Source organism: Cohnella thailandensis (genome assembly GCF_014212135.1).
In the GTDB taxonomy this organism is placed as follows: domain Bacteria; phylum Bacillota; class Bacilli; order Paenibacillales; family Paenibacillaceae; genus Cohnella; species Cohnella thailandensis.
In genome coordinates, this window is sequence record NZ_JACJVQ010000024.1 from 206,306 (window position 1) to 229,863 (window position 23,558).

General features: G+C 58.5%; 20 protein-coding genes. 15 read left to right on the forward strand and 5 right to left on the reverse strand.

The features are described 5' to 3' along the window. The first annotated feature begins 20 nt into the window (after positions 1 to 20). The 3 genes from H7B67_RS26555 to H7B67_RS26565 all read left to right on the forward strand — a co-directional run bounded on the left by H7B67_RS26555 (position 21) and on the right by H7B67_RS26565 (position 5,839). A complete protein-coding gene (locus H7B67_RS26555; protein ID WP_185122909.1) occupies positions 21 to 1,136 on the forward strand; it encodes a glycoside hydrolase family 88 protein in 1,116 nt (371 codons plus the stop codon). Positions 1,137 to 1,176: 40 nt separating this feature from the next. Then, positions 1,177 to 5,256, forward strand: a complete 4,080-nt coding sequence (locus H7B67_RS26560; RefSeq protein WP_185122910.1) for a glycoside hydrolase family 9 protein — start codon at positions 1,177 to 1,179, stop codon at positions 5,254 to 5,256. Positions 5,257 to 5,446: 190 nt separating this feature from the next. Further along, a complete protein-coding gene (locus H7B67_RS26565) occupies positions 5,447 to 5,839 on the forward strand; it encodes a (deoxy)nucleoside triphosphate pyrophosphohydrolase (protein ID WP_185122911.1) in 393 nt (130 codons plus the stop codon). 144 nt (positions 5,840 to 5,983) lie between these two features. Here the strand turns inward: H7B67_RS26565 and H7B67_RS26570 are convergent, their stop codons facing one another. Beyond that, complete coding sequence (locus tag H7B67_RS26570; protein ID WP_185122912.1) at positions 5,984 to 7,078, reverse strand: lipocalin family protein; 1,095 nt, start codon at positions 7,076 to 7,078, stop codon at positions 5,984 to 5,986. 311 nt (positions 7,079 to 7,389) lie between these two features. Between H7B67_RS26570 and H7B67_RS26575 the strand changes: the two genes are divergently transcribed. From H7B67_RS26575 to H7B67_RS26595, 5 genes are all read left to right on the forward strand, one after another. Beyond that, a complete protein-coding gene (locus H7B67_RS26575; protein WP_185122913.1) occupies positions 7,390 to 8,496 on the forward strand; it encodes a glycosyltransferase in 1,107 nt (368 codons plus the stop codon). Next, positions 8,493 to 9,089: a glycerol-3-phosphate acyltransferase gene (locus H7B67_RS26580; RefSeq protein ID WP_185122914.1), complete on the forward strand. Its 597-nt coding sequence runs from the start codon at positions 8,493 to 8,495 to the stop codon at positions 9,087 to 9,089. The genes H7B67_RS26575 and H7B67_RS26580 overlap by 4 nt, the downstream gene beginning before the upstream one ends. A 78-nt stretch (positions 9,090 to 9,167) precedes the next feature. Continuing rightward, positions 9,168 to 9,605, forward strand: coding sequence for a hypothetical protein (locus H7B67_RS26585; RefSeq protein ID WP_185122915.1), 438 nt, complete (start codon positions 9,168 to 9,170; stop codon positions 9,603 to 9,605). A gap of 237 nt (positions 9,606 to 9,842) precedes the next feature. Then, entirely contained in the window at positions 9,843 to 10,391 is a 549-nt protein-coding gene (locus H7B67_RS26590) for an RNA polymerase sigma factor (protein ID WP_185122916.1), read from the forward strand. Further along, on the forward strand, positions 10,372 to 11,178 hold the full coding sequence (locus H7B67_RS26595) for a hypothetical protein (RefSeq protein ID WP_185122917.1): 807 nt from the start codon (positions 10,372 to 10,374) through the stop codon (positions 11,176 to 11,178). Before H7B67_RS26590 ends, H7B67_RS26595 begins: the two co-directional genes overlap by 20 nt. 64 nt (positions 11,179 to 11,242) lie before the next feature. Here the strand turns inward: H7B67_RS26595 and H7B67_RS26600 are convergent, their stop codons facing one another. After that, positions 11,243 to 11,719, reverse strand: a complete 477-nt coding sequence (locus tag H7B67_RS26600) for a hypothetical protein (protein ID WP_185122918.1) — start codon at positions 11,717 to 11,719, stop codon at positions 11,243 to 11,245. 212 nt (positions 11,720 to 11,931) lie between these two features. Here H7B67_RS26600 and H7B67_RS26605 point away from each other — a divergent pair, with 212 nt between their 5' ends. Next, the gene (locus H7B67_RS26605) at positions 11,932 to 13,185 is read left to right on the forward strand and encodes an ATP-binding protein (RefSeq protein WP_185122919.1); all 1,254 of its coding nucleotides are present in this window, start codon (positions 11,932 to 11,934) and stop codon (positions 13,183 to 13,185) included. Between the two features lie 55 nt (positions 13,186 to 13,240). Here H7B67_RS26605 and H7B67_RS26610 read toward each other — a convergent pair whose 3' ends face one another. The 3 genes from H7B67_RS26610 to H7B67_RS26620 form a co-directional block, all read right to left on the reverse strand. Next, positions 13,241 to 14,251, reverse strand: coding sequence for an iron-hydroxamate ABC transporter substrate-binding protein (locus H7B67_RS26610; protein WP_342592486.1), 1,011 nt, complete (start codon positions 14,249 to 14,251; stop codon positions 13,241 to 13,243). A 171-nt stretch (positions 14,252 to 14,422) separates the two neighbouring features. Then, on the reverse strand, positions 14,423 to 14,767 hold the full coding sequence (locus H7B67_RS26615; protein WP_185122920.1) for a transporter: 345 nt from the start codon (positions 14,765 to 14,767) through the stop codon (positions 14,423 to 14,425). 75 nt (positions 14,768 to 14,842) lie between these two features. Next, a complete protein-coding gene (locus H7B67_RS26620; RefSeq protein ID WP_185122921.1) occupies positions 14,843 to 15,169 on the reverse strand; it encodes a hypothetical protein in 327 nt (108 codons plus the stop codon). Positions 15,170 to 15,339: 170 nt separating this feature from the next. On the opposite strand from H7B67_RS26620, the gene H7B67_RS26625 reads away from it, so the two are divergent. From H7B67_RS26625 to H7B67_RS26650, 6 genes are all read left to right on the forward strand, one after another. Then, complete coding sequence (locus H7B67_RS26625) at positions 15,340 to 16,710, forward strand: dipeptidase (RefSeq protein ID WP_185122922.1); 1,371 nt, start codon at positions 15,340 to 15,342, stop codon at positions 16,708 to 16,710. Between the two features lie 41 nt (positions 16,711 to 16,751). Beyond that, positions 16,752 to 17,390, forward strand: a complete 639-nt coding sequence (locus tag H7B67_RS26630; RefSeq protein ID WP_185122923.1) for a GntR family transcriptional regulator — start codon at positions 16,752 to 16,754, stop codon at positions 17,388 to 17,390. Positions 17,391 to 17,617: 227 nt separating this feature from the next. Then, positions 17,618 to 19,849: a helix-turn-helix domain-containing protein gene (locus H7B67_RS26635; protein ID WP_185122924.1), complete on the forward strand. Its 2,232-nt coding sequence runs from the start codon at positions 17,618 to 17,620 to the stop codon at positions 19,847 to 19,849. 355 nt (positions 19,850 to 20,204) lie between these two features. Further along, complete coding sequence (locus H7B67_RS26640; RefSeq protein WP_185122925.1) at positions 20,205 to 21,587, forward strand: ABC transporter substrate-binding protein; 1,383 nt, start codon at positions 20,205 to 20,207, stop codon at positions 21,585 to 21,587. Between the two features lie 70 nt (positions 21,588 to 21,657). Then, the gene (locus H7B67_RS26645) at positions 21,658 to 22,629 is read left to right on the forward strand and encodes a carbohydrate ABC transporter permease (protein ID WP_185122926.1); all 972 of its coding nucleotides are present in this window, start codon (positions 21,658 to 21,660) and stop codon (positions 22,627 to 22,629) included. Beyond that, a complete protein-coding gene (locus H7B67_RS26650) occupies positions 22,626 to 23,462 on the forward strand; it encodes a carbohydrate ABC transporter permease (RefSeq protein ID WP_245363548.1) in 837 nt (278 codons plus the stop codon). The genes H7B67_RS26645 and H7B67_RS26650 overlap by 4 nt, the downstream gene beginning before the upstream one ends. Positions 23,463 to 23,558: the final 96 nt, after the last annotated feature.

Below are 23,558 nucleotides of genomic sequence, written 5' to 3' on the forward strand. Positions count from 1 at the left end.
AAAGCAAAGGTGGATGCGCAATGGAACAGTGGATAGATGAGGCTTGGGGAGCGGCCGCGGACAAGCTGGCGAGAACGAGCGAGCGGATCGGAGCCTCGTTCCCGCTCGCGTCGATCCGGGGCCGGTACGACAACCGCGACGTCGACTGCTGGACGAACGGCTTCTGGCCGGGCATCCTGTGGCACGCTTACCGCGAGACGGGAGACGAGCGGTACCGGCGGATCGCCTGCGCCGTGGAGGTACGGCTCGACGAGCCGCTTCAGGAATACGAGAAGCTTCATCACGACAACGGTTTTCTGTGGAGCCTGTCCGCGGTGGCGGATTACAAGCTGACGGGCGATCCGATGTCCCGCCGCAGAGGATTGATCGCGGCGAGCCACCTGGCGAGCCGGTTCAACCTGAAGGGCGGCTTTATCCGCGCTTGGCTCTATCCGGGAAGCGAGGGGCTCGCGATCATCGACTGCATGATGAACCTCGGCCTCCTCTTCTGGGCAAGCGACGAGCTCGGCGATCCGAGGTTCCGCCATCTCGCGGTCGCGCATGCGGACCGGACGCGGTTGGAGTTCGTCCGCGAGGACGGCTCGGTGCATCACATCGTCCGCTTCGATCCCGAGACGGGCGAGCGGATGGAGGCGCTGGGCGGGCAAGGCTATGCGCCCGATTCGGCTTGGTCGCGGGGAGCGGCCTGGGCGATCTACGGCTTCGCGATCGGCTATCGGTACACGAGGGAGCGAAGGTTCCTGGAGACGGCGAAGAAGGTCGCCGATTTCTTCGTCGGCCAGTTCGCGGAAGGGACGGACGACCTGGCGCCGCCGTGGGACTTCCGGGCGCCCGCGGAATCGCGCGGCGTGAAGGACACGACGGCCGCGGCTTGCGCGGCGAGCGGGCTGCTGGAGATCGCGGAGCAGCTGGGCGAAGACGGAGAGGCGGAGTTCTACCGGAATTGGGGAACGAGAATCGTCCGTTCGCTTTACGAGAGCTACCGCCCGGAGGATCCCGGCGAGGAAGCGCTGATCGTGAAGGGGACGGGAAGCTATCCGCACGGCAACGAGGTGGAGACGCCGCTCATCTATGGCGATTACTTCTATGTAGAAGCGCTTCTTAAGCTTAAGGGGCGCAGCGAGCTCTTCTGGTAATTCGGCAAGCAAGCTGAATATTCTGGGGAGGGATCGATTTATGTCAATCGGACAAAGGGCAGGACGGAGAGGAGCGGCGCCGCTGGCGCTTCTTCTCGGCCTTGCAACGGTCGCAACGGGAGTCGGAACGTTCGTGCCGGCTCCCGTTCTCTATGCGGCGGGAACGGTGGAGAGGGTAACGGTCAGCCAGGCGGGCTACAGCGCGGGCGACACGAAGCTGGCTTACGTTCTGGCGGACAATAAGCTGAGCGACCTTAGCTTTCAGGTGAAACAGGGAGGGACGACGGTCGCGACCGGTCAGCTGCGGGACGAAGGGACGACTTGGGGCAAACAAGTGTACGTCGCGAACTTCAGCTCGGTCAGCCTGACCGGCTCCGGCTTCTCGGTTGTCACGAACGGAGTGTCCTCCTATTCATTCCCGATCGGGGCGAACCAGTGGGAGAGCTACCTGGACGAGATGACGGCGTTCTACCGGATCCAGAGAGCGACGGCGACGGAGGATGCTTATACGGCCGGCTACAGCACGGTAGCGCCGTCCGCCAAGGTGTTCCACGAGGCCGGGCATCTGGACGACGCTTCTTCCCCGGATCGTACGGAGCACTACGACCTGACCGGCGGCTGGTACGATGCCGGGGACTACGGCAAGTACGGCGGCAACCAGTGGGTGGCGGGCTCGATCGCTCTCTCCTACCTGCGCCATGCGTCGTCCCCGTCCGTCCAGTACGACAACGACGGCAACGGCGTTCCCGATCTGATCGACGAAGCCCGCTTCGGCAGCGAATACTTGCTGAAGTTCGTCGACGCCTTCGGCGGGGCGCAGTACAACCTGAAGAACAACGCCACGTTCATGCATCCGGAATTGTCCACCGACAACATCCCGGGCACGTCGGACGACCGCATCTATCAGGACCTCAGCGTCGGAGGCTCGGCCAAGGCGGCCGGCGCGCTCGCCGCGACCGCCAGGGCGATCAACGCGGCGCTGGCGAACGGCCGGATCGATTCCGCGCTGGCGGCGGACTTCGAAGCTTTCTCCGAGGAGGCGGAGGCGGGTGCCGTCGTCTCTTACGAATACGCAGCGGCGAACATCGACGGTCCCCATGGCTCATACGCTTCTGCCGGCGGGACGGCGAACCCTCTTCTGTGGGCGGAGACGGAGCTTTTTCTACTGACAAATGATATCGCTTACAGGGATGCTGCCGAGGCTCGGGTCGCCTTGCTGGCTCCCGGGGACCTGCTGTCCACGAACTATTGGGACATGCGGCCTCTGGCGCTCGCGGAGCTGTATCCGGCCGCTTCTTCTTCCGCCCAGCCCGCGATCAAGGCTCTCCTGGACGAGCAGAAGAACTTCTTCCTGTCGTCGGCGAACGACACGCCGTACGGGGTGCTTAACCAGTTTAAGAATTTCGGGGTGAACGAGCCGCACGCTTCTTATTTGGGGGATATGCTTCGTTATTACGAACTATTCGGCGATCCGGTCGTGCTGCGGGCGGTGCAGCGGGGGCTTTATTGGATCTTCGGCGATAACCCCTGGAACGTCAGTTGGGTATCCGGCATCGGGACCGACTACGTCGACTATCTGCACACCCGGCTGGATACGGAGGCGCGGAGCGCGGCGAATCCGGGCGTCGTCATTCCCGGCGCGATGGTGTCGGGACCGAACATGAAGGACACGAAGGATAAGAAAAGCGTCAGCCCGTGGTACGAGGACCGCAAGCTGATCGACGACGACACGAACCAGTGGCGCTACAACGAATACAGCGTCAGCATCCAGGCGGGGCTGCTCTATACGATCGCCGGCATGAGCGCTTTGAACGGGAGCTCCTGGGCGGACGGGGAGGATCCGCAGGATATCGAGATCGGAACCCCGGTCATTGGCGACTTCGTGACGGGAGAGGTGAGCGTGTTCGCCCGGCCTGAGGGGAAGGTCGAACAGGTCGAGTTCAAGGTGGACGGCGGCGTTTACGTCCCTATGTCCGTGTCGAAGGGCGTGTACGAGGGCGCGGTGGACACGAGCTCGTTGGCTCCCTACGCTAACAAGAGGGTGGATGTGCGAACGACCGATTCGGCCGGGGTTCGCAGCTACAGCTCGACGTTCTTCACGGTCGCGCCTCCGCTCCCGAGTCCGGACAGTCCGCTGCTCTATGACGACTTCGGCGGCTCCGGCACGTGGGGCGGCGTCGGTCTGGATTGGGTGAACTGGTGGAACCAGGCCGGGGGGACGGGCTCCTACCAGAAGACGACGGCGGACGGGCGAACCGTCGGGCTCTTCAAGCAGACGCCGGCCTCGACGTCCTCGTGGGCGAAATTCGAGCCTTGGCACGACCGCGTCGACCTGTCGGGCTACCGCTACCTGAAGTTCGCGATGAAGAACCCCGGCTACCCGGACAGCCGCGTGCGGATCGAGCTGAACGACGGCGTGCGCAGCTACGGGCTGTCGGGAGGCTGGATGGACGTTCCGCAGGCGTGGACGGACTACCAGTTCGACATGGATGCCTTCGCGAGCCTTGGCATCGATAAAAGCAACCTCGGTATCGTCATTTGGCTGAAGCAGGATTCGGTGACGTACGGCGAGATGCTCGTCGACGAGATCAAGGCCGTTAACGTGGCTTCGGGGACGGCTCCCGCGCTGACGGAGGCGTCCCGAACGCCTTCCCACGGGGATGGAGAGACGACGTTTACGTTCCAGGCTTCTTATTCGGATGCCGACAACCAGAAGCCTTTTGCGGTGGAGCTTGTCATGGACGGCGTTATTCATCGGATGACGGAGACGGATAGCTCGGACGCGACGTTCACGGACGGCAAAAGCTATTCTTACTCGATGAAGCTGCCGCCGGGCGATCATCGCTATTACTATAGGACGACGGACACCTTGTCCAGCGTCGTTCGCACGGCGGACTTGTCGGGACCGTACCATGCGGATACGCAGGACGTGAACTGGAAGCTCGACGAGGAGAGCGGTTCGGCGGCAGCGGACTCCTTCGGCAACGGCTGGACGGCCGGCTTGGCGGGCTCGGTCGGCGGCGGGCCGGTTTGGACGTCGGCGGGCCGCTTTGGGGGGGCGCTCTCGTTCGATGGCGTAGACGATTCCGCAAGCGCGTCATGGGGACAGCTGACCGGCGCCTCGGAGCGGACGGTCGCGGCGTGGTTCCGCACGACGAGCTCGGCGGACGCCGCTTTTGTAAGCTGGGGAGAGGATGGCTCTGCTTCGATTCCCCCGGCACCGGGCGGGCTCTCCCAGCTCGGCATCGGCGGCGGCAAGCTCGGCTTCTTCGCGGGAGGAAGCGACGCCGCCATCGCGCTGACGGGGTATGCCGACGGCCAGTGGCATCACCTGGCGGCCGCCTACGACGGCACGAAGGTGAGGCTGTATGTCGACGGCGTGCTGAAGCTCACGAAGACGATTGCGTTGGCCACGGCCTCGAGTCCGCTGATGCTGGGCAGGTCGGCCGGCGGCGGGTCTTGGTTCGCCGGAGATCTCGACGAGATTTGGGTGTACCACCGGGCGCTGTCCGGGCCGGAGGTGGCGGGTTTGGCTTCGCCGGAGCCTTACGGGATCTGGACGCTCGAGGAGGGAAGCGGTTCGGCGGCCGCGGACAGCTCCGGAGGCGGCAGGGACGGCGTCTTGTACGGCGGGCCAACGTGGACGGATGGCGGGCTGCTCTTCGATGGAGTCGACGACTATGCCGCTATCCCGTGGGGGCAGCTCACGGTGAACGCGTCCCGGTCGATCGCGGTGACGTTCCGCACGGCGAGCGCCGCGGATGCCGTCCTCGCCGGCTGGGGAACGAACTCGGGCAGCGCCCTGTCCCTGCTTGGCTTCAAGGGCGGTTCCTTCGGCTTCCTCGGCAACGGCAATGAGTTGACGATTCCCGCCGCCCAGGTCGCCGACGGGCAATGGCACCGGGCCGTCGTCGCTTTCGACAAGAGCGTCATGCGATTGTTTGTCGACGGCGAGCTCGCCGCGCAGAAAACAACGACGCTCAACACGGGAATCAGCGACCTGAACCTGGGCCGCGCTCCTTATGGAGCATCTTATTACAAGGGCGAGCTGGGGGACGTTCGAATCTACGATTATTCGGTGACCGAACGAGGTGCGGAAACGTTGTTCGCTCAACAATAGAGGCAGGGCTGCGTCCGCGTTTGCTTGCGGTGGCGAGCGAGCGGGGCCGCAGCCTTTTTTATGGCGGATTCGGATCTTGTCGAGAGGAGTAAGGGCGAAATTCCATTCGCAATTGTCGGAGGAGTATTTTCACAGAAGAGGAAACCATGTTACTGTCGGAATAGGACATGCGAAGAGGGGACGACTGTTCATGTTGAAAGTTGCTGCTGCGATTATTGAGGACGAAGAAGGGCGCTTGCTTATCGCCCGTCGCAAGCCGGGGAAGTCGCAAGCGGGACTCTGGGAATTTCCCGGCGGCAAGCTGGAGCCGGGAGAGTCCCCCGCGGAATGCTTGCGGCGCGAACTTCGGGAGGAGATGGCGATCGACATCGCTCCATACGAGAGCTTCGGCGAGAACGTGCACGATTACGGGAACGTGACGATTTGCCTCATCGCTTGGCGGGCGAAGTGGCGACCGGGGACGATCCGGTTAACGGATCACGATGAGTACCGTTGGGCGCGGCCAAGCGAGCTGGCCTCCTTCGAATGGGCGCCTGCCGACATTCCGTTCGTCGACAAGTTGGTAAGAGAAACGGTCGGATGAGTCGCCATGACTCATCTGATCGAAGAAGCCGCTCGATGCATGTGCCAGATGAGTCGCCATGACTCAACTGATGGACCATGACGCTCGATGCGTGCGCCAGATGAGTCGCCATGACTCAACGGTTAGCGATTAGAGAGCAACGCCTTATGCTTTCCCGCGTTGATAACCCACCAATTCCATAAATCCGTAGCCCTCAATGGCTTCGGTGCCGCCCGCCAGGGTTCGCATGGTGCCCGTCACGGCGACGACGCCCTCCCAAATCGCCTGAAGCGGACCGATGATCGGCATCTCTTGGCGATCCGTCAGGGAGACGACGCGCAAAGAGATGGCGAATTCCGGAAGCTCGATAGCCCATTCGACCGGATACTCCGCCTTGGCCCATTCTCCGCTCCAAGCTCGCTCGGAACGAAGCGAGACCGACTCCGTCGTCGCGATGGAGCCGTCTTCGCGGATAAGCTTGGCGACCGAGTAAGGCTCCGAATCGGAATTCGCCGATCGCAGCCGGCTGATCAGCAGCTCCTGCCCGCTTCGCAATTGAAGACCGAACCAATCCCAGCCGTCTCCGTATAGCAGGCCGTAATTGCGCCCCCACTGATGGTCGAACCAACCTTCCCCTCGCACCGTCTCCAAGCGCCCCTCCATATGTAGCTCGCCCGATACGAAATTTCTCGTAGAGGAGTAATAGCGCAGGCCGTTGATTTTCCCCTTCTCATCGATCAAAGCGATCGGCTTCATGGGCTCGAAATTCAAGCGCAGCCGCCCGTTTCCGGTTGTCAGCTTCAATTGCGAACCGGAGCTGGCATCGTCTTCGAACGTCAGGCTATTGTCCCCGTACAAAATTCGGGTAGGACGCGCCTGAACGGATGCGTGCGGCAGCAGCCGATGAGGCTCGGGCAGCGAAGCGGTCAGAAGCTGCTTGTATTGTCCCCAGGTATGGGTATCGAGAGGGTTTTTCATAAGGTAGACCGGAAGGTAGACGGAAGTCATCTGGTACGCGAGCATTCGGTCGATCTGCGAGGAGGTTTCGAATCGGGCTCGATCCAATTGGTGGAGCGAATGGATCACGTAATGGCCTTTAGGAGCAGCAAGCTCTCCTACCCGGAAAAACGAGGCCATGACGGCATAGCGCTGCCCCTCGCTTCCAGTCAGCAAAGCGTAGACGTACCACCATTCCGCGTTCGAGAGGGGGTGGCCGGAGGCGTCTTGCGGCAAGGAGATCGCGGCTGGCAAACGAAACATTCGGGAATCCCTCCCATCCGGATTTTCTACCACAGTATGTGGGCGAATGCGGAGGGGTGATTGCGGACGGATGACGAAAAGGTTGGCGGATGACCGGGAACGACGAATGCTGTAAGCCGACAATGTCGGCTTACAGAGCGAGAATCCCGCACCCGGGAAGCTGTAAGCCGACAATATCGGCTTACAGATCGAGAACCCCGCGCTGCCGCGGGAGGCTTTAGAAGCACCCGCCCCGCCGAAGCCGAGCCGTTATTGCGTGCAATATTCATAGTCTCCCAGACATACAATGTAGCAACCGGGAGGCGATTGTTATGGTGCTAATGGTCCTTATTGCGCTAGCCTGCGCGTCGGGGTTTGTCCTGTTTCGCCGAAATACCGTTCCCGTTCGGTCGTCGCCCCTCCCCAAGTCCTCCGTTGCCGGTTCCGCCCTCTCCGTCATCATTCCGGCCAGGAACGAGGAGCTCAATCTCCCTCATTTGTTATCCTCTCTTCGGCAGCAGACGCGCAAGCCGGATCAGATCATCGTGATCGACGACTTCTCCGCGGATCGGACGAGAGCGATCGCCGAGAGCTACGGAGTCGTCGTAGTCGACAATCCCCCTCTGCCCGAAGGCTGGACCGGGAAAAACTGGGCCGTCTGGAACGGCTACCGGATCGCGACGGGCGACTACCTGCTTTTCCTTGACGCGGACGTCCGGCTTGCTCCCGATGCCGTTCAATCCCTTCTGGCCGCTCAGGCGGAGAGGGGAGGAGTCCTGTCGGTCGTCCCTTTTCACCATACGGAGAAGGGATACGAGAGGCTGGCGCTTCTGATCAATATCTTGGGAATCTTCGCGTTCACTTCGCCGTTCGAGCGAAGCAACTCCCGCCAAGGCTTGTACGGATCCTGCATTCTGGCCTCCCGTTCCGATTACGTGAAGGCAAAAGGCCATGAGGCGGTCCGTTCGGAGCTGCTCGACGATTTGACGCTGGGGGGAAGATTCAAGCAGGCGGGCGTTCGCGTCTCCAACTTCATCGGCGCCGGGCTCGTTTCTTTCCGCATGTACCCCGGGGGAATTCGCAGCGCGATCCAAGGCTGGGGCAAAGGAGCCGTGCTAAGCACGGCCATGCTGAAGCTCCGGACGACTCTGCTCGTCGCCGTCTGGCTGCTCGGTCTGCTGGCGGTCGAAGCGGCTCCGTTCCTCCTCCATCTCTCCTGGTCGTGGCCTCTCCGGGTCGGCTATGCGATCTATACGCTGCAGATTCTCTATTTCGTTCGCTATACGGGACGTTTCGGCTTCGCGGTTCCCATCCTTCATTTATTAAGCTCGGCCTTCTTCTTGTTCATTATGCTGTATTCTCTATTTCGGGTGCTGTTCGTCGGCAACGTGGCATGGAAAGGAAGAAACATCGAGATAGGGGGCAGGCAGAAGCGATGATCGTCCTATGGTTTCTGATAGCTTTTCTAGTCGGTTCCTTCATGTTCTCGTATTGGCTCGGGAGGCTTGCGAACGTCAATCTCCGGCGGATCGGCGACGGGAACCCGGGAGGGGCGAACCTGTGGAGCGCGGCCGGTTACCCGTATGGCTTGGCGGGGATCGCCCTTGACTTCCTCAAAGGGTATCTGGCCGTTCTTCTTATCCAGCAGACGACGAACGCCAACGGCTTCAAGCTGATCCTGATCGCGCTGGCCCCGATTCTCGGCCATTGCTTCTCTCCGTTCTTGAACTGGAAGGGGGGCAAGGGGATCGCGGTGACGTTCGGGGTGTGGAGCGCGTTGACGGACTTCTCGGCTTCCTTGGCCTATGCCGTGATTCTGGCGTTGCTGTGGCTCCTGTTTCGCTGGGTGCATCGCGGCCGGCCGATGACCTCGGAAGTCAATGCCCTCCAAGTGGTATTGGGAATGCTGCTGCTGGCTATTTTCCTATTCAACCGAAGCTATGAGGCGGCCATCCTCTGGTTCTGGGGCGGCAACCTCCTTCTGCTGGCGATTACCCACCGGAGAGAGCTGAGAAATTTAATGACCGCCTGATTAAAAAAAATCCGCAACCTAAGTCCGCGAAAGGAGGTTATCTAGGTAGACCGAGCGATAAGGAGCAGGAGCATGCCTATGGAGAGGAATCCAGTCGAATTCAGGCGAGACGGGAGTAGGGCGAAGCAGGACGGGAAGCTGGGCAAACCCCTTACGGTATGGGACGACCGCCCGGTAAAGGGCTTCCCGTTCAAGGCCTCCGATGTAAGCGGAGCGGCTCAGCGAATGATTGTCTATAAGAGCGTAGATCTGTCTATTGAACTGCACATCCGGATTTCTTACAGCGAATTCGATCTAGGGGAAGAACAGCTGTGCTGGAATTCGGTCGGCCCGGTCGACCGGGAATCCGCCGCAACCGCGCCCCGCGTCGACCTGGGGATATACAGCTATCGTCACTACATCATCACGGTCATTCAGAAGGCCGAATTCGTCGCGGATCCGGAAATCACGCGAATGGCGGCGTACGCCGTCATGGAGAAGATCAGGGAGAAGTCCTTGTCGATGTCGATAATCTAGGCAAGACCTACCGCAACTCATGCAGCGGACAAGCCTGCGAACATGGTTTTTCCTTTACCCCCGACCCGCCCGACATGATTCGATAAAAAGTCGCCGCATAAGACAAAAGGATCATGTATAATCAAGAAAAACGCGCGTGTTAGTCAGATAACGGGCAACTTGGCGGATGGGCGGAAGGGAGCAGCTGCGGGGATGTCGAGTCGACTTATGCTCCTTTTGGCAGGTGACTTCGAGGGGATGAATCCATCCACCCAGAAGGAAATCTTCAAGGAGTACTATGAGCTTGTATATGGGTTGATCTTCTATCTGGTAAAGGACCATGCGACAACGGAGGATCTCATTCAAGAGACCTTCCTTCATATTCTGAGGAAGATGCCGGATATCGATAGCGAAGGCAAGCTTAAAGGATGGATTCGGACCGTCGTTAAGAACCGGGTCTATACATATTTGAGAAGGAACAAGAAACTCAGGAACGAAATCGCCGATGACAGTGTCTCGATTATGGACGAGCTCGTCTTTGTCAGCGGCGCGGAGTCCATCGAGGCGGAGGTCGAGACCAAGATGATGTCGGAGGCGATCGGTCGCTGCCTGCAGGACCTGAAGCCCGAGTATCGCGCGCTAATCGAACTGAGATGGAAGCAGGAGCTTAGCTACAAAGAGATGGCCGACGTTCTGGATACCAGCGAGCAGACGATCAAGCATAAGCTTCATCGGGCCAGGGAAGCCATGAAGAAGAGATTCGTTAAACTGTGGGGGGAACAGGCGGATGCAAGACGAATTCGATAGGCTGTTCGACGCTGCTTTCGACGAAGCCGCCAAGAAGCATACCCTGACTCCAAGCTCGGACCGTTTATGGGAGAAAACAGAGAAAGCACTGCGCAGAAGAAAAAACCGAAGAAGAAGGCTGAGGAGCTTGCCTCTTGTCGCTCTTTCCTTCATGTTCGGGGCGTTGCTTTTCGGATCGCCGAAGGTTTCGGACGCATTCGAGCCTTTCTTCGAGAAGGTAATCTCCTTCCCCGAAGGGGTTGTCCGGGTTATCTTCGGCACGGGCAGGGAGGTCGACATTAAACCGAAGACGCCGGCCCCTCCGCCGGAATTAACTCTATCCGATTTTGGGATAGACGGTCCGGTGGAACCGGGAGAAGAGCGTGTCGTCGACGTGCAGAACGCGAAGCCGATTTATTCCTCCTGGGAGGAGGTAGAAGCCTTGCACGGCTGGGCAGCTCCAGACAGCTCGACGATTCCTTCCGAATTTAAGCTAAAGGAGATTTTTGCGCTCTTCTATCCGAAAAGCTCGATTTTAAAAATGGCAACCGGCAATTACGTGACGGAGGATGGAGCTAACTTCACCGTGGCCATACGCCAAATGACGGAGAACGATACCGGGAGCTCCACCTATCGAGAAAAGGACGGCCAGCTGGAGCAGGTGAACATAAGGGGATTCGATGCGTTTCTTTTCATTACCTACGAGGGCTACGCGAGCCTGGAATGGAGAACGGGAGTTTGGGCGATATCGATCAACGGCAAGCTGGATCGGGAATCGATTCTCGCCATTGGGAATGGAATCGAATAAGCAAAGGCCGTTTCCCGAGCGCTAAGATCAGCTCGGAAACGGCCTTTCTGCATTGGGGGGGGATTTAGCCGACTAGGACGGTATCCGAGTATTCCGTCACGGATTCGGTCACGCTGCCCTGTTTGGCGTAATGAATAGATTTCACTCGGTAATAATAGCCGGCCGTTACGGTAAAGGACGTGGAGCCGGAATAATAGCTGTTATTCGTCGTGCTGAGCGTCGTGGCTGTCGAGGCATCGACCCACGACGACCCCGTATACCGCTGAAGCGTCACGATGGCTCCCAATTCGGATACCGTGGACTTGGTCTGGGTTATGGCGTCGACGACGGTCAGCTTACTGCTGCTAACCGTAAACTGCAATTCGGAGGATTGCAGATAAGTATAGCCTGTGTAGTTGACAAAGGGCATGATCTCGATTGGAGGCGCGGAGGTAAGCGGCTTCGTCTCCGCATGAGCGATCGGTGACGTCATTGCGAGCAGGAGAGCCATGCTAAGGACGGATAGCAGAAAAGAACGGCGGAGCGTGTGAATCGTTGACATCGGACATGACCTCCAATTAAGTAGAATGGAGTAAATTCTCGTTGTCAGCCCTGGATGTTATCGCAGCGGAATTTACTAGAATAAGGAAGATTTATGTCCATTATACTCGATTTATGACGAACGTACACTAGCATAGATAGACGAATCTCCCGAAATATGGTTCTATAAGAGTTGTTAGAGCAGATTCTGCGTGTGCGGATCCGGGGGAATCTATGTCCACCTATGCGAGAGACTTCGTATTGAACCTATTGATCGTCTTCTCCCCTCTGGTATTCTATCCATTTCTACAAAAGACTCGTTCGAACAAGGCGCTTTTTAACGCGTTTTTATTCGGAGCTTTGGCCCTTGCGTTGGCGGCGACCATGTGCTTCCCGATCCAAGTCGGCGGTTTGAGCTTCGATATGCGTTCCATCCCGCTCGCCGTCGGGGCGCTATACGGAGGCTGGACGGTTGCGCTTCCCCTCTATGCGACCGTCCTTCTTGTCCGTCACTTCCTGGATTCTCCGAATGAATGGCTGTATGCCTTCTCTTTTCTGCCCAGCTTTGTCGTCTGCTTGCTAACCCACCTGCGGTTTCAGTCCAGCAATCTATGGGGGAGAATCGGGCTGGCCATGATCCTCTGCACGCTAATCAAGCTGCTGACGCTGTCCCTCTACCTATTCTCGATCGGTCAATTCGAGAGGATCTTCAATGATAGCCTCCTGGTTTATCTCCAGCAGATGGTTTCGGCAGGTGTCTATGTCTACATGATAGAGACTTTTATTAAATACAATCGGATCCAAGAAGAAATCGTCCGAAGCGAGAAGCTGAAGATCGTCGGCGATATGGCGGCATCGGTCGCGCACGAGATTCGCAATCCGCTAACCTCCGTCAGGGGGTTTCTTCAACTGATAAGCTCGGCGGAGTTGGAGCCTGCCAAAAGGGCTTATTATACGGGGATTTGCGTCGAGGAGCTAAACCGGGCGGAGCGGATCATCGCCGACTATCTGTCGCTGGCCAAGCCGGAGCCGGAATGCACCGAACGGATCGACCTGAACGAGGAACTGGTCTACGTGGCTAACGTTCTCCAATCCTATGCGACCTACAATAACGTAGACATTCAATTGACGCTGCGGAAGGAGGAAGAGCTGCTCGCTCTCGGGGACCGTCATAAGTTCCGTCAAGCACTGATCAATATCAGCAAAAACGCCGTCGAAGCGATGGAGGGAGGAGGCACTCTGATTCTTCGCTCGGACAGGAGGGCGGGAAGAGGCATCGTCCTGGTCGCCGATTCCGGCAAGGGAATGGACTCCGAGCAGATCAAGCGGCTGGGCACTCCTTATTATTCGATGAAAGACAAAGGTACGGGGCTAGGCACGATGGTCTCCTTCAATATTATCAAGAAGATGAACGGCAAGATCGAGATCGACAGCGTCGTGGGCCAAGGAACCGAATTCCGTCTGAGCTTCCCGCCGATCCCAAAATGAGAAAAAGCCGGAGCCGCGCGTTTCGCACGCGGCTCCGGCTTTTCGGATATTCGGTTTATTTGACGAGACTGTTTAGAACGTTGTCGATGATTTGGCTGTTGGCCACCACTCCGGAATAAAGCCAGCTCGTTTCCCGGCCGAACTCGTAGACATGGCCGTTCTTTACGGCCGGAATGCTTTGCCATACCGCGCTCTTCAGCTCTTCGCTGGCTTCTCCGTCGCTGTTGATCAGGAAGAGATGATCCGCGTCCAGCGTCGCTAGCTTCTCGAGCGAGACCGCATTCCAGGCGGCTGTCGCTCCCGTAGAGATCTCCTTCACGAGCGCGGGAGGCGTCATGCCGAGATCGCCGTACAGAACGGCGCCGGAGGACTGGTCTTGGCTTACGATGTAGAAATTCTTGGCGACGAGCCAGACGGCCGCGGCGGATTGGGTGCCGATCGAAGCCTGCAGCTTCTCTTTCGCGTCCTTAGCCTTGGCGTCGTAGTCGTCCAGCGCTTTCTGGGCTTCGGCGCTCTTGCCGAGAACCTCGCCTACGGCCAGAAGCGATTCTCTCCAGTTGCCGGTAGCTTCGTCTCCGATGACATAAGTAGGAGCGATCTTGCTATATTGGTCGTACTTGTCGCCTTCGACCGTCGCCGAAGAGCCTACGATGAGCAGATCGGGCGAGAAACTCGTTACTTCCTCGAAAGGAAGGTCGTAAGAGATCTTCGGCACATCCTTCAGGCTTCCTTGCAGGTATTCCTGGATGCCGTTCGTGACCGACCATTGGGCGACCGGGGTCACGCCGAGGGCGACCAGGTTGTCTTCCAGGTACGAAGCGATAATGCGCTGCGGATTGGCCGGAATCGTGACTTGGTGTCCGAGCGCGTCCGTCAGCGTGCGTTCCGTCGCGGCCGCCGGAGCGGAAGCGGAAGGAGAGGCCGAAGCGGATGCGGATGCGGGAGCGCTGGCGGATGGCGATGGAGCGGCATTGTTGTTATTGTTGCCGCATGCGCCCAGCACGGTCGAGATGGCGAGCAGGCCTGCGGCCGCGAGAGCGAGTTTCTTGCCTTTCGGTTGTGTCACGGATAAATCCCCCTGATTGCATAATAGGATAACGTTCATTTTCTCGATGTTGTCTATGATAACAATTCTCATTTTCATTTTCAACTGTTTTTTGCAGGAGGGGAATGATAAGAAGACGAAAAAAATCCTCCCCGGATCGGATCCCGAAGAGGAATAATTAACAAGCGAGGATTAGAAGCAGCTGAACGAAGAAACCCGGTTAAGGTCGAACCCGGAGAATACCCACATTCTCCCGGTCCAACGGAAGCCGGAAACCGATGTGCGCCCTACGAATATCGGATAGAACCAGAAGCCGGGGCCGAAGGTCGGCCAGATGTAGGTGTTGCGGTAAAGGCAGCCGACGATCGCTCCGGGGTCGACGGCCAAAGCGGAGGCGAGGGGCTGAGGAGGCGGCGACTGCGGCGGAGGGGCCGTAGGCGGCTGCACTCCTCCCGCGCCTTGCCCGCCGAATGGCGGCGCCGGCGGGGACGGGGGCATCTGAGGGCCGGAAGGCCCGAACGGCGGCATGAAGACCATGACCATTCACTCCTTGTGGGGATCCGTATGGAAGATGCTTATTTTCTCGTTGCGGCTCGGACGGACGGTCGTTTTTTACAACAAAGAGATGGCAAGAAGATTGAACAGGACAAGCGGGAGAACGAAGCTGCTGTAGGGGCTGGGATAGGGGAGAGGAGCCGGGAAGAAGGCCCGTTCGTTCCCTTCCGTCGATAGCCTTAGGTAGAGAATTCCTTTGTCGCAGTGAACGATATGACCCTCGAATACGTCGCCGTCCATCGTCTCCACCTTCACAAGCTTGTGAAAGTGGGGAGCGCACGTCTTATGGACATGATCGTGCAGGGACTTAAGATGATGAACCAATGCGGGTTCCGGCTTATAAATATACTTCGGCTCGGAACGTTCGGCAGTCGTCAGGCTCATTGAGTTAACCTCCGATCGTCGCGGTGAATTGGAATCATTGTATGCGATCGCCTAGTCAGGGGTGCCACGCGGACATATCGCATCGAAGGCGCAACAGTGTTAAAATTGGATGATGAGATAGCGATGGGCGCCTCAAAAAGCCCGGAGTTATAGGAAAGGGGTTAGTGGAGTTGAGCAATTACGAACAATATTTCGCCGGCAACCGGGAGGAGCACCTGAAGGAGCTGAAGGAATGGCTGTCCATTCCGAGCATCTCGGCCTTGTCCGAACATAAGAAAGACATCAATGCCGCCGCAAGCTGGCTTGCGGACGCCCTGAAGCGCGCGGGCATGGAGAAAGTAGAGATTCACGAGACGAAGGGCCACCCGATCGTCTACGCGGAGCGAATGAAGGCTCCCGGCCGCCCGACCGTTCTGATCTACGGCCATTACGACGTCCAGCCCGTCGATCCGCTTAACTTATGGACGACGCCTCCGTTCGAGCCCGACATTCGCGACGGCAAGATCTATGCCCGCGGCGCGACGGACGATAAGGGCCAGCTGTTCCTTCACGTGAAAGCGGTCGAAGCGATTCTCCGCCAGGAGGGCGAGCTTCCGCTTAACGTCAAGTTCTGCATCGAGGGAGAGGAAGAGATCTCCGGGGAGAGCCTGCCCGAGTTCCTCAAGGCGAACAAGGAGAAGCTGGCGGCGGACGCGGTCGTGATCTCCGACTCCTCGCTGCTGGAGCCGGGCAAGCCGTCGATCTGCACGGGGCTTCGCGGACTGTGCTCCCTGGAGGTCACGGTGTCGACGGCGAAGACCGACCTGCATTCCGGATTGTACGGCGGCGCGGTACCGAACGCGCTTCACGCTCTCGTCTCGCTGCTCGATTCGCTTCACGATAAGCAGGGACGGGTGACGGTCGAAGGCTTTTACGAAGGCGTGCCGGAACTGACGGAGCTGGAGAAGGAGGACCTGGCCAGCTACAATCCGGACGAGAAGAAGCTGGCGGCCGATCTGGGGCTGGATTCCTTGTACGGGGAAGAAGGCTACTCGTTCACCGAACGCACGGGCGCGAGACCGACTCTGGAGCTTAACGGCGTATGGGGCGGCTTCCAAGGCGAAGGAACGAAGACGGTCATTCCGAAGGAAGCGCACGCGAAGATCACGTGCCGCCTTGTCGGCAGCCAAGATCCGGAGAAGACGCTGGATCGGGTGGAGAGCCACCTGAAGGCTCATATCCAGCCGGGGGCTAACGTTCAAGTCGTACGGGGCGAGAGGGCGTTCGCCTTCACCTGCGACCCTTCCGATCCGATGCTGCAGCTCGCCGCGGATGCCTACGAGGAGGTATACGGCAAGCGCGCGGTATTCACGAAGGACGGAGGCTCGATTCCGGTCGTCGCCACCTTCTCGAACGTGCTTCGGGCTCCGGTCGTCATGATGGGCTTCGGCTTGCCGGACGAGAACCTGCACGCCCCGGACGAGCATCTGAATCTGGACAACTTCGACAAGGGCTTGATTACCCTGGTGAAGTATCTGCATAAGGCGGCTCAAGCGAAATAAAGGAGCGGCTATATTATCGGGAAGACGGGATCGGAGAGCTTATGGTTAACCGGGTGGATTCGCACGAGTTCGGGGAGTCTCTTCCCCAACAGATTTACAAGCTGATCTTGAAGAAAATCATTGCCAAAGAGATCAAGGCGGGAGAGAAGATCGTCGAGGAGGATATCGCCCGCGAGCTGAACACGAGCCGCGCTCCCGTCCGCGAGGCGCTCTATTTGCTTCAAGTGGACGGCATCGTCGAACGGCTTCCGAGACGGGGAACCGTCGTCAAGTCGTTCTCGCAGAAGGAGATCGAGGAGTACAACCAGGTCGCGAAGGAGCTGCTCCATATCGCGGTCGATTACTCGCGCGGGAACTGGACCGAGCCGAACCGCGAACGGCTGGCGATCTACGCGAAGCAAGTCCAAGAGGCTTACGAGCGGAAGGACGTCATGGAATACGAGACGGTTGCGGGCTACATGCTTTTGTTTATCGTGCATGCGGCGGACAACAAGGCATTAGTCAGGCTCTATGAGACGGCCATGCATATTCTCGACGTGTTCGTTCAGGTTCGCTGGGACGAGGAGTCGATGCGAAGCTTCCACGCGCGGCTTAGCGACGTTCCCGTCGCGATTCTGGAATCGGACTTCGACAGGGCGAAGGAATCGATCGGCGAGGCGATGAAGCAAGGGATCCGATGACGGAGCATAGAGACTGGATAGCAACGGATAAGGGCGGCAGCGCGGAGTCGAGGCCGCCCTCCTTAGCTTCTTGTTAGATTGCAAACGCTTACCTAGTTCTAAGGCTGCGATTTAAACCTGGTCTTGTCAACTTTGCTGACAATGTGTCAATATAGGAGCTAACTGTCGAGAGTTTCTCGTTCGGAAGAGAGACCGCACCGGGGCGTCGACATCGTGGGGGGATACGAATGAATCGCAACTGGTTTACACGGATGCTGCTGTCCTATGTACCCGCTTTCTTTATTCTCTCCGCTTTCCTCTTCTTCGTCTTTTTTAAGATTCTTAGCGACAACAATAGAGAGGCTGCCGCCCGTTCGAACGATTACGTCGCGAAGCAGGCCCAGCTCATCATCGATTCCTCCCTGGCGGCTCTCGACCAGAAGATTACGCTGGAGATGCTGCGGAATCGGACGATTATCGATTATTTCACCGAACCGTCCGTGCAGGATTTGACCCTTCAGGTCAGCGTCATGAACGTGCTCGCGGAGCTTAAGATCGCCAACCCGTTAATCCACTCTATCTACATGTTCCGGACCAAGGATAACACGGTTCTGAACATGAGCACGACCTATTCTCTCGATCAATACCCTGACGCTCCGTTCATTCAGTCGATTCTTCGGTCTCCGAACAGCAAGTGGTCGGATCTGCGCGCGTACCGGGAGCTCTCTTCGGAGTCGGGAACGCCGGTCGTCACGCTTACCCGAAGCGTGACGGTGTTCTCGGACCGTTACGGCTTGATCGTCGTTAACGTGAACGCGTCGTCCCTCCAATCGCTGGTGAGGGAGATGTACGACCCGGCCGCGACCCGGCTGCATCTGCGCGACCGGAACGGCAACGATCTGTTCGCCGCTTCGACGGATATGTCCGCGGAATCGGCCGAGAAGCCGGCCATGGCTTCCACGGCAGCCTCCGACTACACCGGCTGGCGGCTCGTCAGCGAGCTTAAGGATGGCAAGGCCATTCATTTTCTTAACTCGCTGTTTGACGTGTGGTTCGTGCTAGGCGTCGTCGTCTGTCTTGCCGCATTATTATGGATCGTGTTCATGACCCGCCAGAACTACCAGCCGATCCGCAAGCTGGTGGCGCAGCTAAGGAATTATTCCGCGGAGGAGCGGACGACGGAGACCGCGGGATTCTCGGGGGAGTTCCACTTCATCAATTCGGCTCTCGAGAACATGATCAATCAGAACATTCGCTTTCAGTCGCAGCTTCAGGACGATCTCAAGGTCAAAAGGAACTTCTTCATGTACGAGCTGCTGGAGGGAATGCGTCAGGTTCGTTCGGAAGAGTGGGCCGAGGAGGCCGGCAAGCACGGGTGGCCGGAGTCGTTCGGCAAAGCCAGGGTCGTCGTTCTGGAGATCGATCATTTCGCGGATTGGCGCCGGACCTACACGCAGGAAGAGCAGGACTCGTGGAAAAGAGAGATCGAGAGCATCGTGGCGGACCAAGTGGAGAAGGAGGGCGGCGAATACCGGGCCTGGCAGCTCTGGACCGCCTCGAGCCAGCTTACGGTCATTCTGATGAGCCCGTCGGCGAGCCCCGATTCCGATGATCCACAGATCGTCGGAAGATGGCACGAGCGCATTCGCGCGGAGATCCCGTTCGAGCTGACGATAGGCCTCGGAGAACCGGTGGAGCATCCCGACAACATTCACGACGCTTGCCAGGAGGCGCTCGAAGCGCTTCAATACAAGGCGGTCGACGGCGGCAACCGGATTCTGGCTTATTCCGCGGCGAAACCGGCCGGGGAACGGGCCTTCGGCTACCTGAAGCAGGCCGAGACGGTCGCCGAGCATCTGCGGCTGTCGGATGCCAAGTGGAGGGTGGAATTGCGTTCGCTGTTCAGGCAGCTGGAAGCCGACCGTCAGCCTCGCGAGGATATCGGGCAGGTGCTAAGCTATCTGCTGTTCCACTTGAACAAAGCGATCGATGGCATGGGTGAGGAGCACCAGAGGTCTTGGGCATCCGACATCCTGCCCGCCCTGCATAGAACCTTGAGCGAAGCGGAGATGCTTAAAGAGATCTCCGCCGCCTTCTTCGAGGCGCTGGAACGGTTCGAGGAGCGGAAGGAGAACGCCAGGAACTCGCGGTCCCAAGGCTCCGCCATCAAGGAAGTCAAAGAGTACATCGAGAGGGAGTTCGCCAACCCCGACCTGTCTCTCGATTATCTGAGCGAGAAATTCGGCATCAGCGGCAAATATTTGAGCCGGTTGTTCAAGGAGGAATTCGGGCTCAAATTCGTCGATTTCCTGATCGATCTCCGAATCAAGGAAGCCCTTAGGCTTCTGACCGAGACGAGCGACTCCGTGCAGGACATCGCGGAGCGGCTTGGCTACAGCAGCCCGATCTCCTTCGCGCGAACGTTCAAGAAGATCGTCGGCATGCCTCCAAACGATTATCGCAAAGAATACCAAGCTTAAATCGAACCGATCGCAACCCGATTACGCGCCGCCGAGCGCGCGGTCGGGTTGTTTGTCTAGATGCGTTCGCTTGCGCGGAACGCAGGCGGAACAAGGCTTAGGGCGCCGTAGAAAAAAATTGGCCGGTAGAGAAAAGTTTGTTGCGGGACGGAGTTGCGAAATGTCGGACGGCATGGCGGATGTGATGAATAGTAACGCCGGAAAAACGCTTACCATGACGCAAATGTTCCTTTAGGTTCGGCCAGGCGAAAAGTGTTTGTTGTTCCTCCGGCGGCTCGACGGTTTAATTAGGGCATGACTTGGCGGCGATGCGGCCGGTCACAATACGGTTTCCCAGAAAAGGAGAGTCAGAGGAATGGCACAGAGAAGCGCAAGGAAATGGACGATGGCCGTCGCGGCCGGATTGCTCGGAGCAACCGCGCTGACGGGTTGCTCGAACGGATCTTCGGATTCGAACTCTTCGGCGAACGGCGCAAGCGGAACGGAGAAGATCAAGCTGTCGTTCGAAACCTCCGTATACGCGGAGGCCCCGCACAAGAAAGCGATCGATGCCCTGATTCAGAAGTACAACGAAGCGAATCCGAACGTGGAGATCACGGTTCACGGAACGGACTACGAGAACTTCTGGGACAAGCTGACGACCGAGATCATCGCGGGGACCCAAGGGGACATCGTGCAGGTGTACCCGGAGAATATTGCGACCTACAACGCTCTTCAAGGAGATCAAGGCGCCTTCGTGAACCTGGACGACAAGATCAAGGGAACCGATCTGGAGACCGGTCTGGTCGGCCAAGACCTGAGCAAAGTAAACGGCTCTTATTATGCGTTGTCCAGTTACGCGTGGGGCTCGACCGGCATCTTCTACCGGAAGTCGCTGTTCCAGCAAGCCGGCATCGACCCGGCATCGATTCGGACGCTGGACGACTTCAAGGCGGCGGCCATCAAGCTGGGCATGGACACGAACGGCGACGGCACGATGGACCAATACGGGTTCTCCAGCGTCGTCGGCTCCCATCCGTTCGTCTCGTCGGAATGGTACCGCCTCGTGGCCCGTCCGGTATCGGGCGGCGTCTTCTTCGGCGACGGGGAAGCCGGACCTTATACGGCGGATCGCATCAACGTCAATTCCCCGGCTAACGTATGGGCGGCCGAGTGGTGGCAGGATCTGATGGAGAACCCGCAGGCGACTCCTCCCGGAACCCGCGACAAGAAGGTAAGCCGCGAGATGTTCTGGAACGGCCAAGCCGCCATGGTGATGGACGGCCCTTGGTTCATCGGGATGACGAAGGAGCGCGACGAGTCTCTGATGGACGATCTCGGCTTGATCGCCCAGCCGTCCGTCGTGTACGAAGGCCAAACGTACCAGCCGAACCCGCACAACTATCCGCTCGTCTCGATGATTTCGAAGAACAGCAAGCACCAGGAAGAGGCATGGAAGTTCATCGAGTGGATGGCTTCCCCCGAAGCCCAGGAGATTATCTCCGGGTCCGGCATGATTCCGAGCAGCAAGGCTTACGCGGGAACGGAAGCTTACGCGCAAGAGAATCCGCTGGCCGCCCAGTTCTTCGACTTCCAGAACAACGCGTACGCGCCGGCCGTCATGGATCCGCCGATCGCCGAGCTCGGCACGCTGAACCAAATCCTGATCAACGCCGCGCAGGACATGTTCGTCGCCAAGCAAGACGCGCAGACCGTGCTGGACAAAGCGGCGGACGAGATGAAGAAAGCCATGAACTAAGACGGTTCGGCGATCCGGCGGCCGGTCGGCCGCCGCCGGATCGTTCGGCCAAGGAAGGAGGAGGAAGGGAATGAACAACCAAGAAGCGAGTCTTAAGCAACCTTCCTTGAATCAAGCTCCCCCCGCGGAGAGAAGGGGCTTCTGGCGCTCGGAGCTCCGCAGGCTGAAGAACAATCGGGCGGCCTATCTGTTCATCGCGCCGCTGGCGCTCGTGATCGGACTCGTGCTGCTTTACCCGATTCTGAAGGCGGCACTGATGAGCTTTCAATACTGGATGGTGGCCAAGCCTATCCCGGAAGGACATCCTTTCGTCGGGCTGGACAATTACGCGGCCGTGCTCGACTCGGGCTATTTTCTCAAATCGCTCGGCATTACGTTCCTGTATATCCTGGTTACGGTCGTCCTCCGGTTCGCGCTCGGGATGGCTGCCGCCGTGCTGCTGAACATTCCGTTCAAGGGAAGAGGGCTGGTGCGGGCGCTGGTCATCATTCCGTGGGCGATCCCCGAAGTGGTGACGTGCCTCGTCTTTATCCTTATGTACGATTATCAATACGGCGTCATTAACGATTTGCTGCTTAAGATGAATATTCTGTCCAACCCGGTGGCGTATTTGGGAGAATCCGATACCGCCTTGTGGGCGGCCATGTTCGTTAACGTGTGGAAGGGCTTTCCTTTTGCGGGCATCATGCTTCTCGCCGGTCTTCAAGGCATCCCCAAGAGCCTGTATGAAGCAGCCAGCATCGACGGGGCGTCCGGTTGGAGGAAGTTCGTCAGCGTCACGATGCCTTCGCTGAAGCCGGTGTCGGTCATCGTATTCCTGCTTCTCGTCATCTGGACGATCAAGGATTTCGGCATCGTCTACGTCCTGACCGGGGGCGGGCCAAGCCGGGTGACGGAGATTCTGACGATCTTCATCTACCGCGCGGGCTTCAAGTCGTTCGATTTCGGCCTGGCTTCCGCAGCGGGAATGTTCCTGCTGGTCATCTCGGTCGTCTTCACGGTTCTTTACATGAAGGCGACGAAGGCGGGTGAATCGGCTTGAGAACGAAGAATATGCCGCTCGTCTATATCGCAGCCGTTCTTTTATCCTTGTTCGCCGTCGCTCCGTTCATCTGGATGATCCTGACGTCCATTAAGCCGCAGGCCGAGATTTACAGCAAACCGCTCTCCTATCTGCCGAACGAGCTGAACCTGCAAGGCTACAAGAGCATGCTCGACGTTCGCGCGGACGCGAATCTGAACTTCATCCAATGGTTCAAGAACACGGCGTTCGTCTCGCTGCTGACGACCGTGCTGTCCTTGGTCGTCTCTGCGTTGGGCGGCTATGCGATGTCCCGGTTCCGCTTCCGGGGGCGCATGACGGTCGGCTACGTCATCCTTCTGACCCAGATGCTGCCGGGATCGCTGCTCATCATTCCGCTCTACCTGATCATGAAGGATTATCACCTGCTGAATTCCTATTTCGGGCTCGTCATCGCCTATGCGACCGTCGCGGTTCCATTCTGCACGTGGATGCTGAAAGGCTACTTCGACAGCGTCTCCACGGCGATCGACGAAGCGGCGAGCATCGATGGCGCCGGCCGCTGGACGACGTTCGTGAAGGTCATCCTGCCGCTTACGCTGCCCGGTCTCGTCGTCACGGCCGTCTTCTCGTTCCTGACCAGCTGGAACGAATTCATGTTCGCTCAGACGTTCATTACCGATTACGATAAGTGGACTCTTTCGGTCGGAATCGCGAGCTTCCAAGGCCAGTATGTCGTGAACTGGGACTACCTGATGGCGGGCTCCGTCTTGACGACGCTGCCTATCGTCATCGCGTTCTGGCTGCTGCAGAAGCACCTTGTCAGCGGGATGACGGCGGGAGCGGTCAAGTAAGGGCGGACGATTCGATCCAACGCTAACCTAGATCATTACAAGCCTAGATCAATGCGAGCAAAGATCAATACGAGCCTAGATCATGCGAACTTAGAG

Coding starts and splice junctions, on each gene's coding strand:
- H7B67_RS26555 (WP_185122909.1), top strand. CDS start 21: ATGGAACAGTGGATAGATGAGGCTTGGGGAGCGGCCGCGGACAAGCTG.
- H7B67_RS26560 (WP_185122910.1), top strand. CDS start 1,177: ATGTCAATCGGACAAAGGGCAGGACGGAGAGGAGCGGCGCCGCTGGCG.
- H7B67_RS26565 (WP_185122911.1), top strand. CDS start 5,447: ATGTTGAAAGTTGCTGCTGCGATTATTGAGGACGAAGAAGGGCGCTTG.
- H7B67_RS26570 (WP_185122912.1), bottom strand. CDS start 7,078: ATGTTTCGTTTGCCAGCCGCGATCTCCTTGCCGCAAGACGCCTCCGGC.
- H7B67_RS26575 (WP_185122913.1), top strand. CDS start 7,390: ATGGTGCTAATGGTCCTTATTGCGCTAGCCTGCGCGTCGGGGTTTGTC.
- H7B67_RS26580 (WP_185122914.1), top strand. CDS start 8,493: ATGATCGTCCTATGGTTTCTGATAGCTTTTCTAGTCGGTTCCTTCATG.
- H7B67_RS26585 (WP_185122915.1), top strand. CDS start 9,168: ATGGAGAGGAATCCAGTCGAATTCAGGCGAGACGGGAGTAGGGCGAAG.
- H7B67_RS26590 (WP_185122916.1), top strand. CDS start 9,843: ATGAATCCATCCACCCAGAAGGAAATCTTCAAGGAGTACTATGAGCTT.
- H7B67_RS26595 (WP_185122917.1), top strand. CDS start 10,372: ATGCAAGACGAATTCGATAGGCTGTTCGACGCTGCTTTCGACGAAGCC.
- H7B67_RS26600 (WP_185122918.1), bottom strand. CDS start 11,719: ATGTCAACGATTCACACGCTCCGCCGTTCTTTTCTGCTATCCGTCCTT.
- H7B67_RS26605 (WP_185122919.1), top strand. CDS start 11,932: ATGTCCACCTATGCGAGAGACTTCGTATTGAACCTATTGATCGTCTTC.
- H7B67_RS26615 (WP_185122920.1), bottom strand. CDS start 14,767: ATGGTCTTCATGCCGCCGTTCGGGCCTTCCGGCCCTCAGATGCCCCCG.
- H7B67_RS26620 (WP_185122921.1), bottom strand. CDS start 15,169: ATGAGCCTGACGACTGCCGAACGTTCCGAGCCGAAGTATATTTATAAG.
- H7B67_RS26630 (WP_185122923.1), top strand. CDS start 16,752: ATGGTTAACCGGGTGGATTCGCACGAGTTCGGGGAGTCTCTTCCCCAA.
- H7B67_RS26635 (WP_185122924.1), top strand. CDS start 17,618: ATGAATCGCAACTGGTTTACACGGATGCTGCTGTCCTATGTACCCGCT.
- H7B67_RS26640 (WP_185122925.1), top strand. CDS start 20,205: ATGGCACAGAGAAGCGCAAGGAAATGGACGATGGCCGTCGCGGCCGGA.
- H7B67_RS26645 (WP_185122926.1), top strand. CDS start 21,658: ATGAACAACCAAGAAGCGAGTCTTAAGCAACCTTCCTTGAATCAAGCT.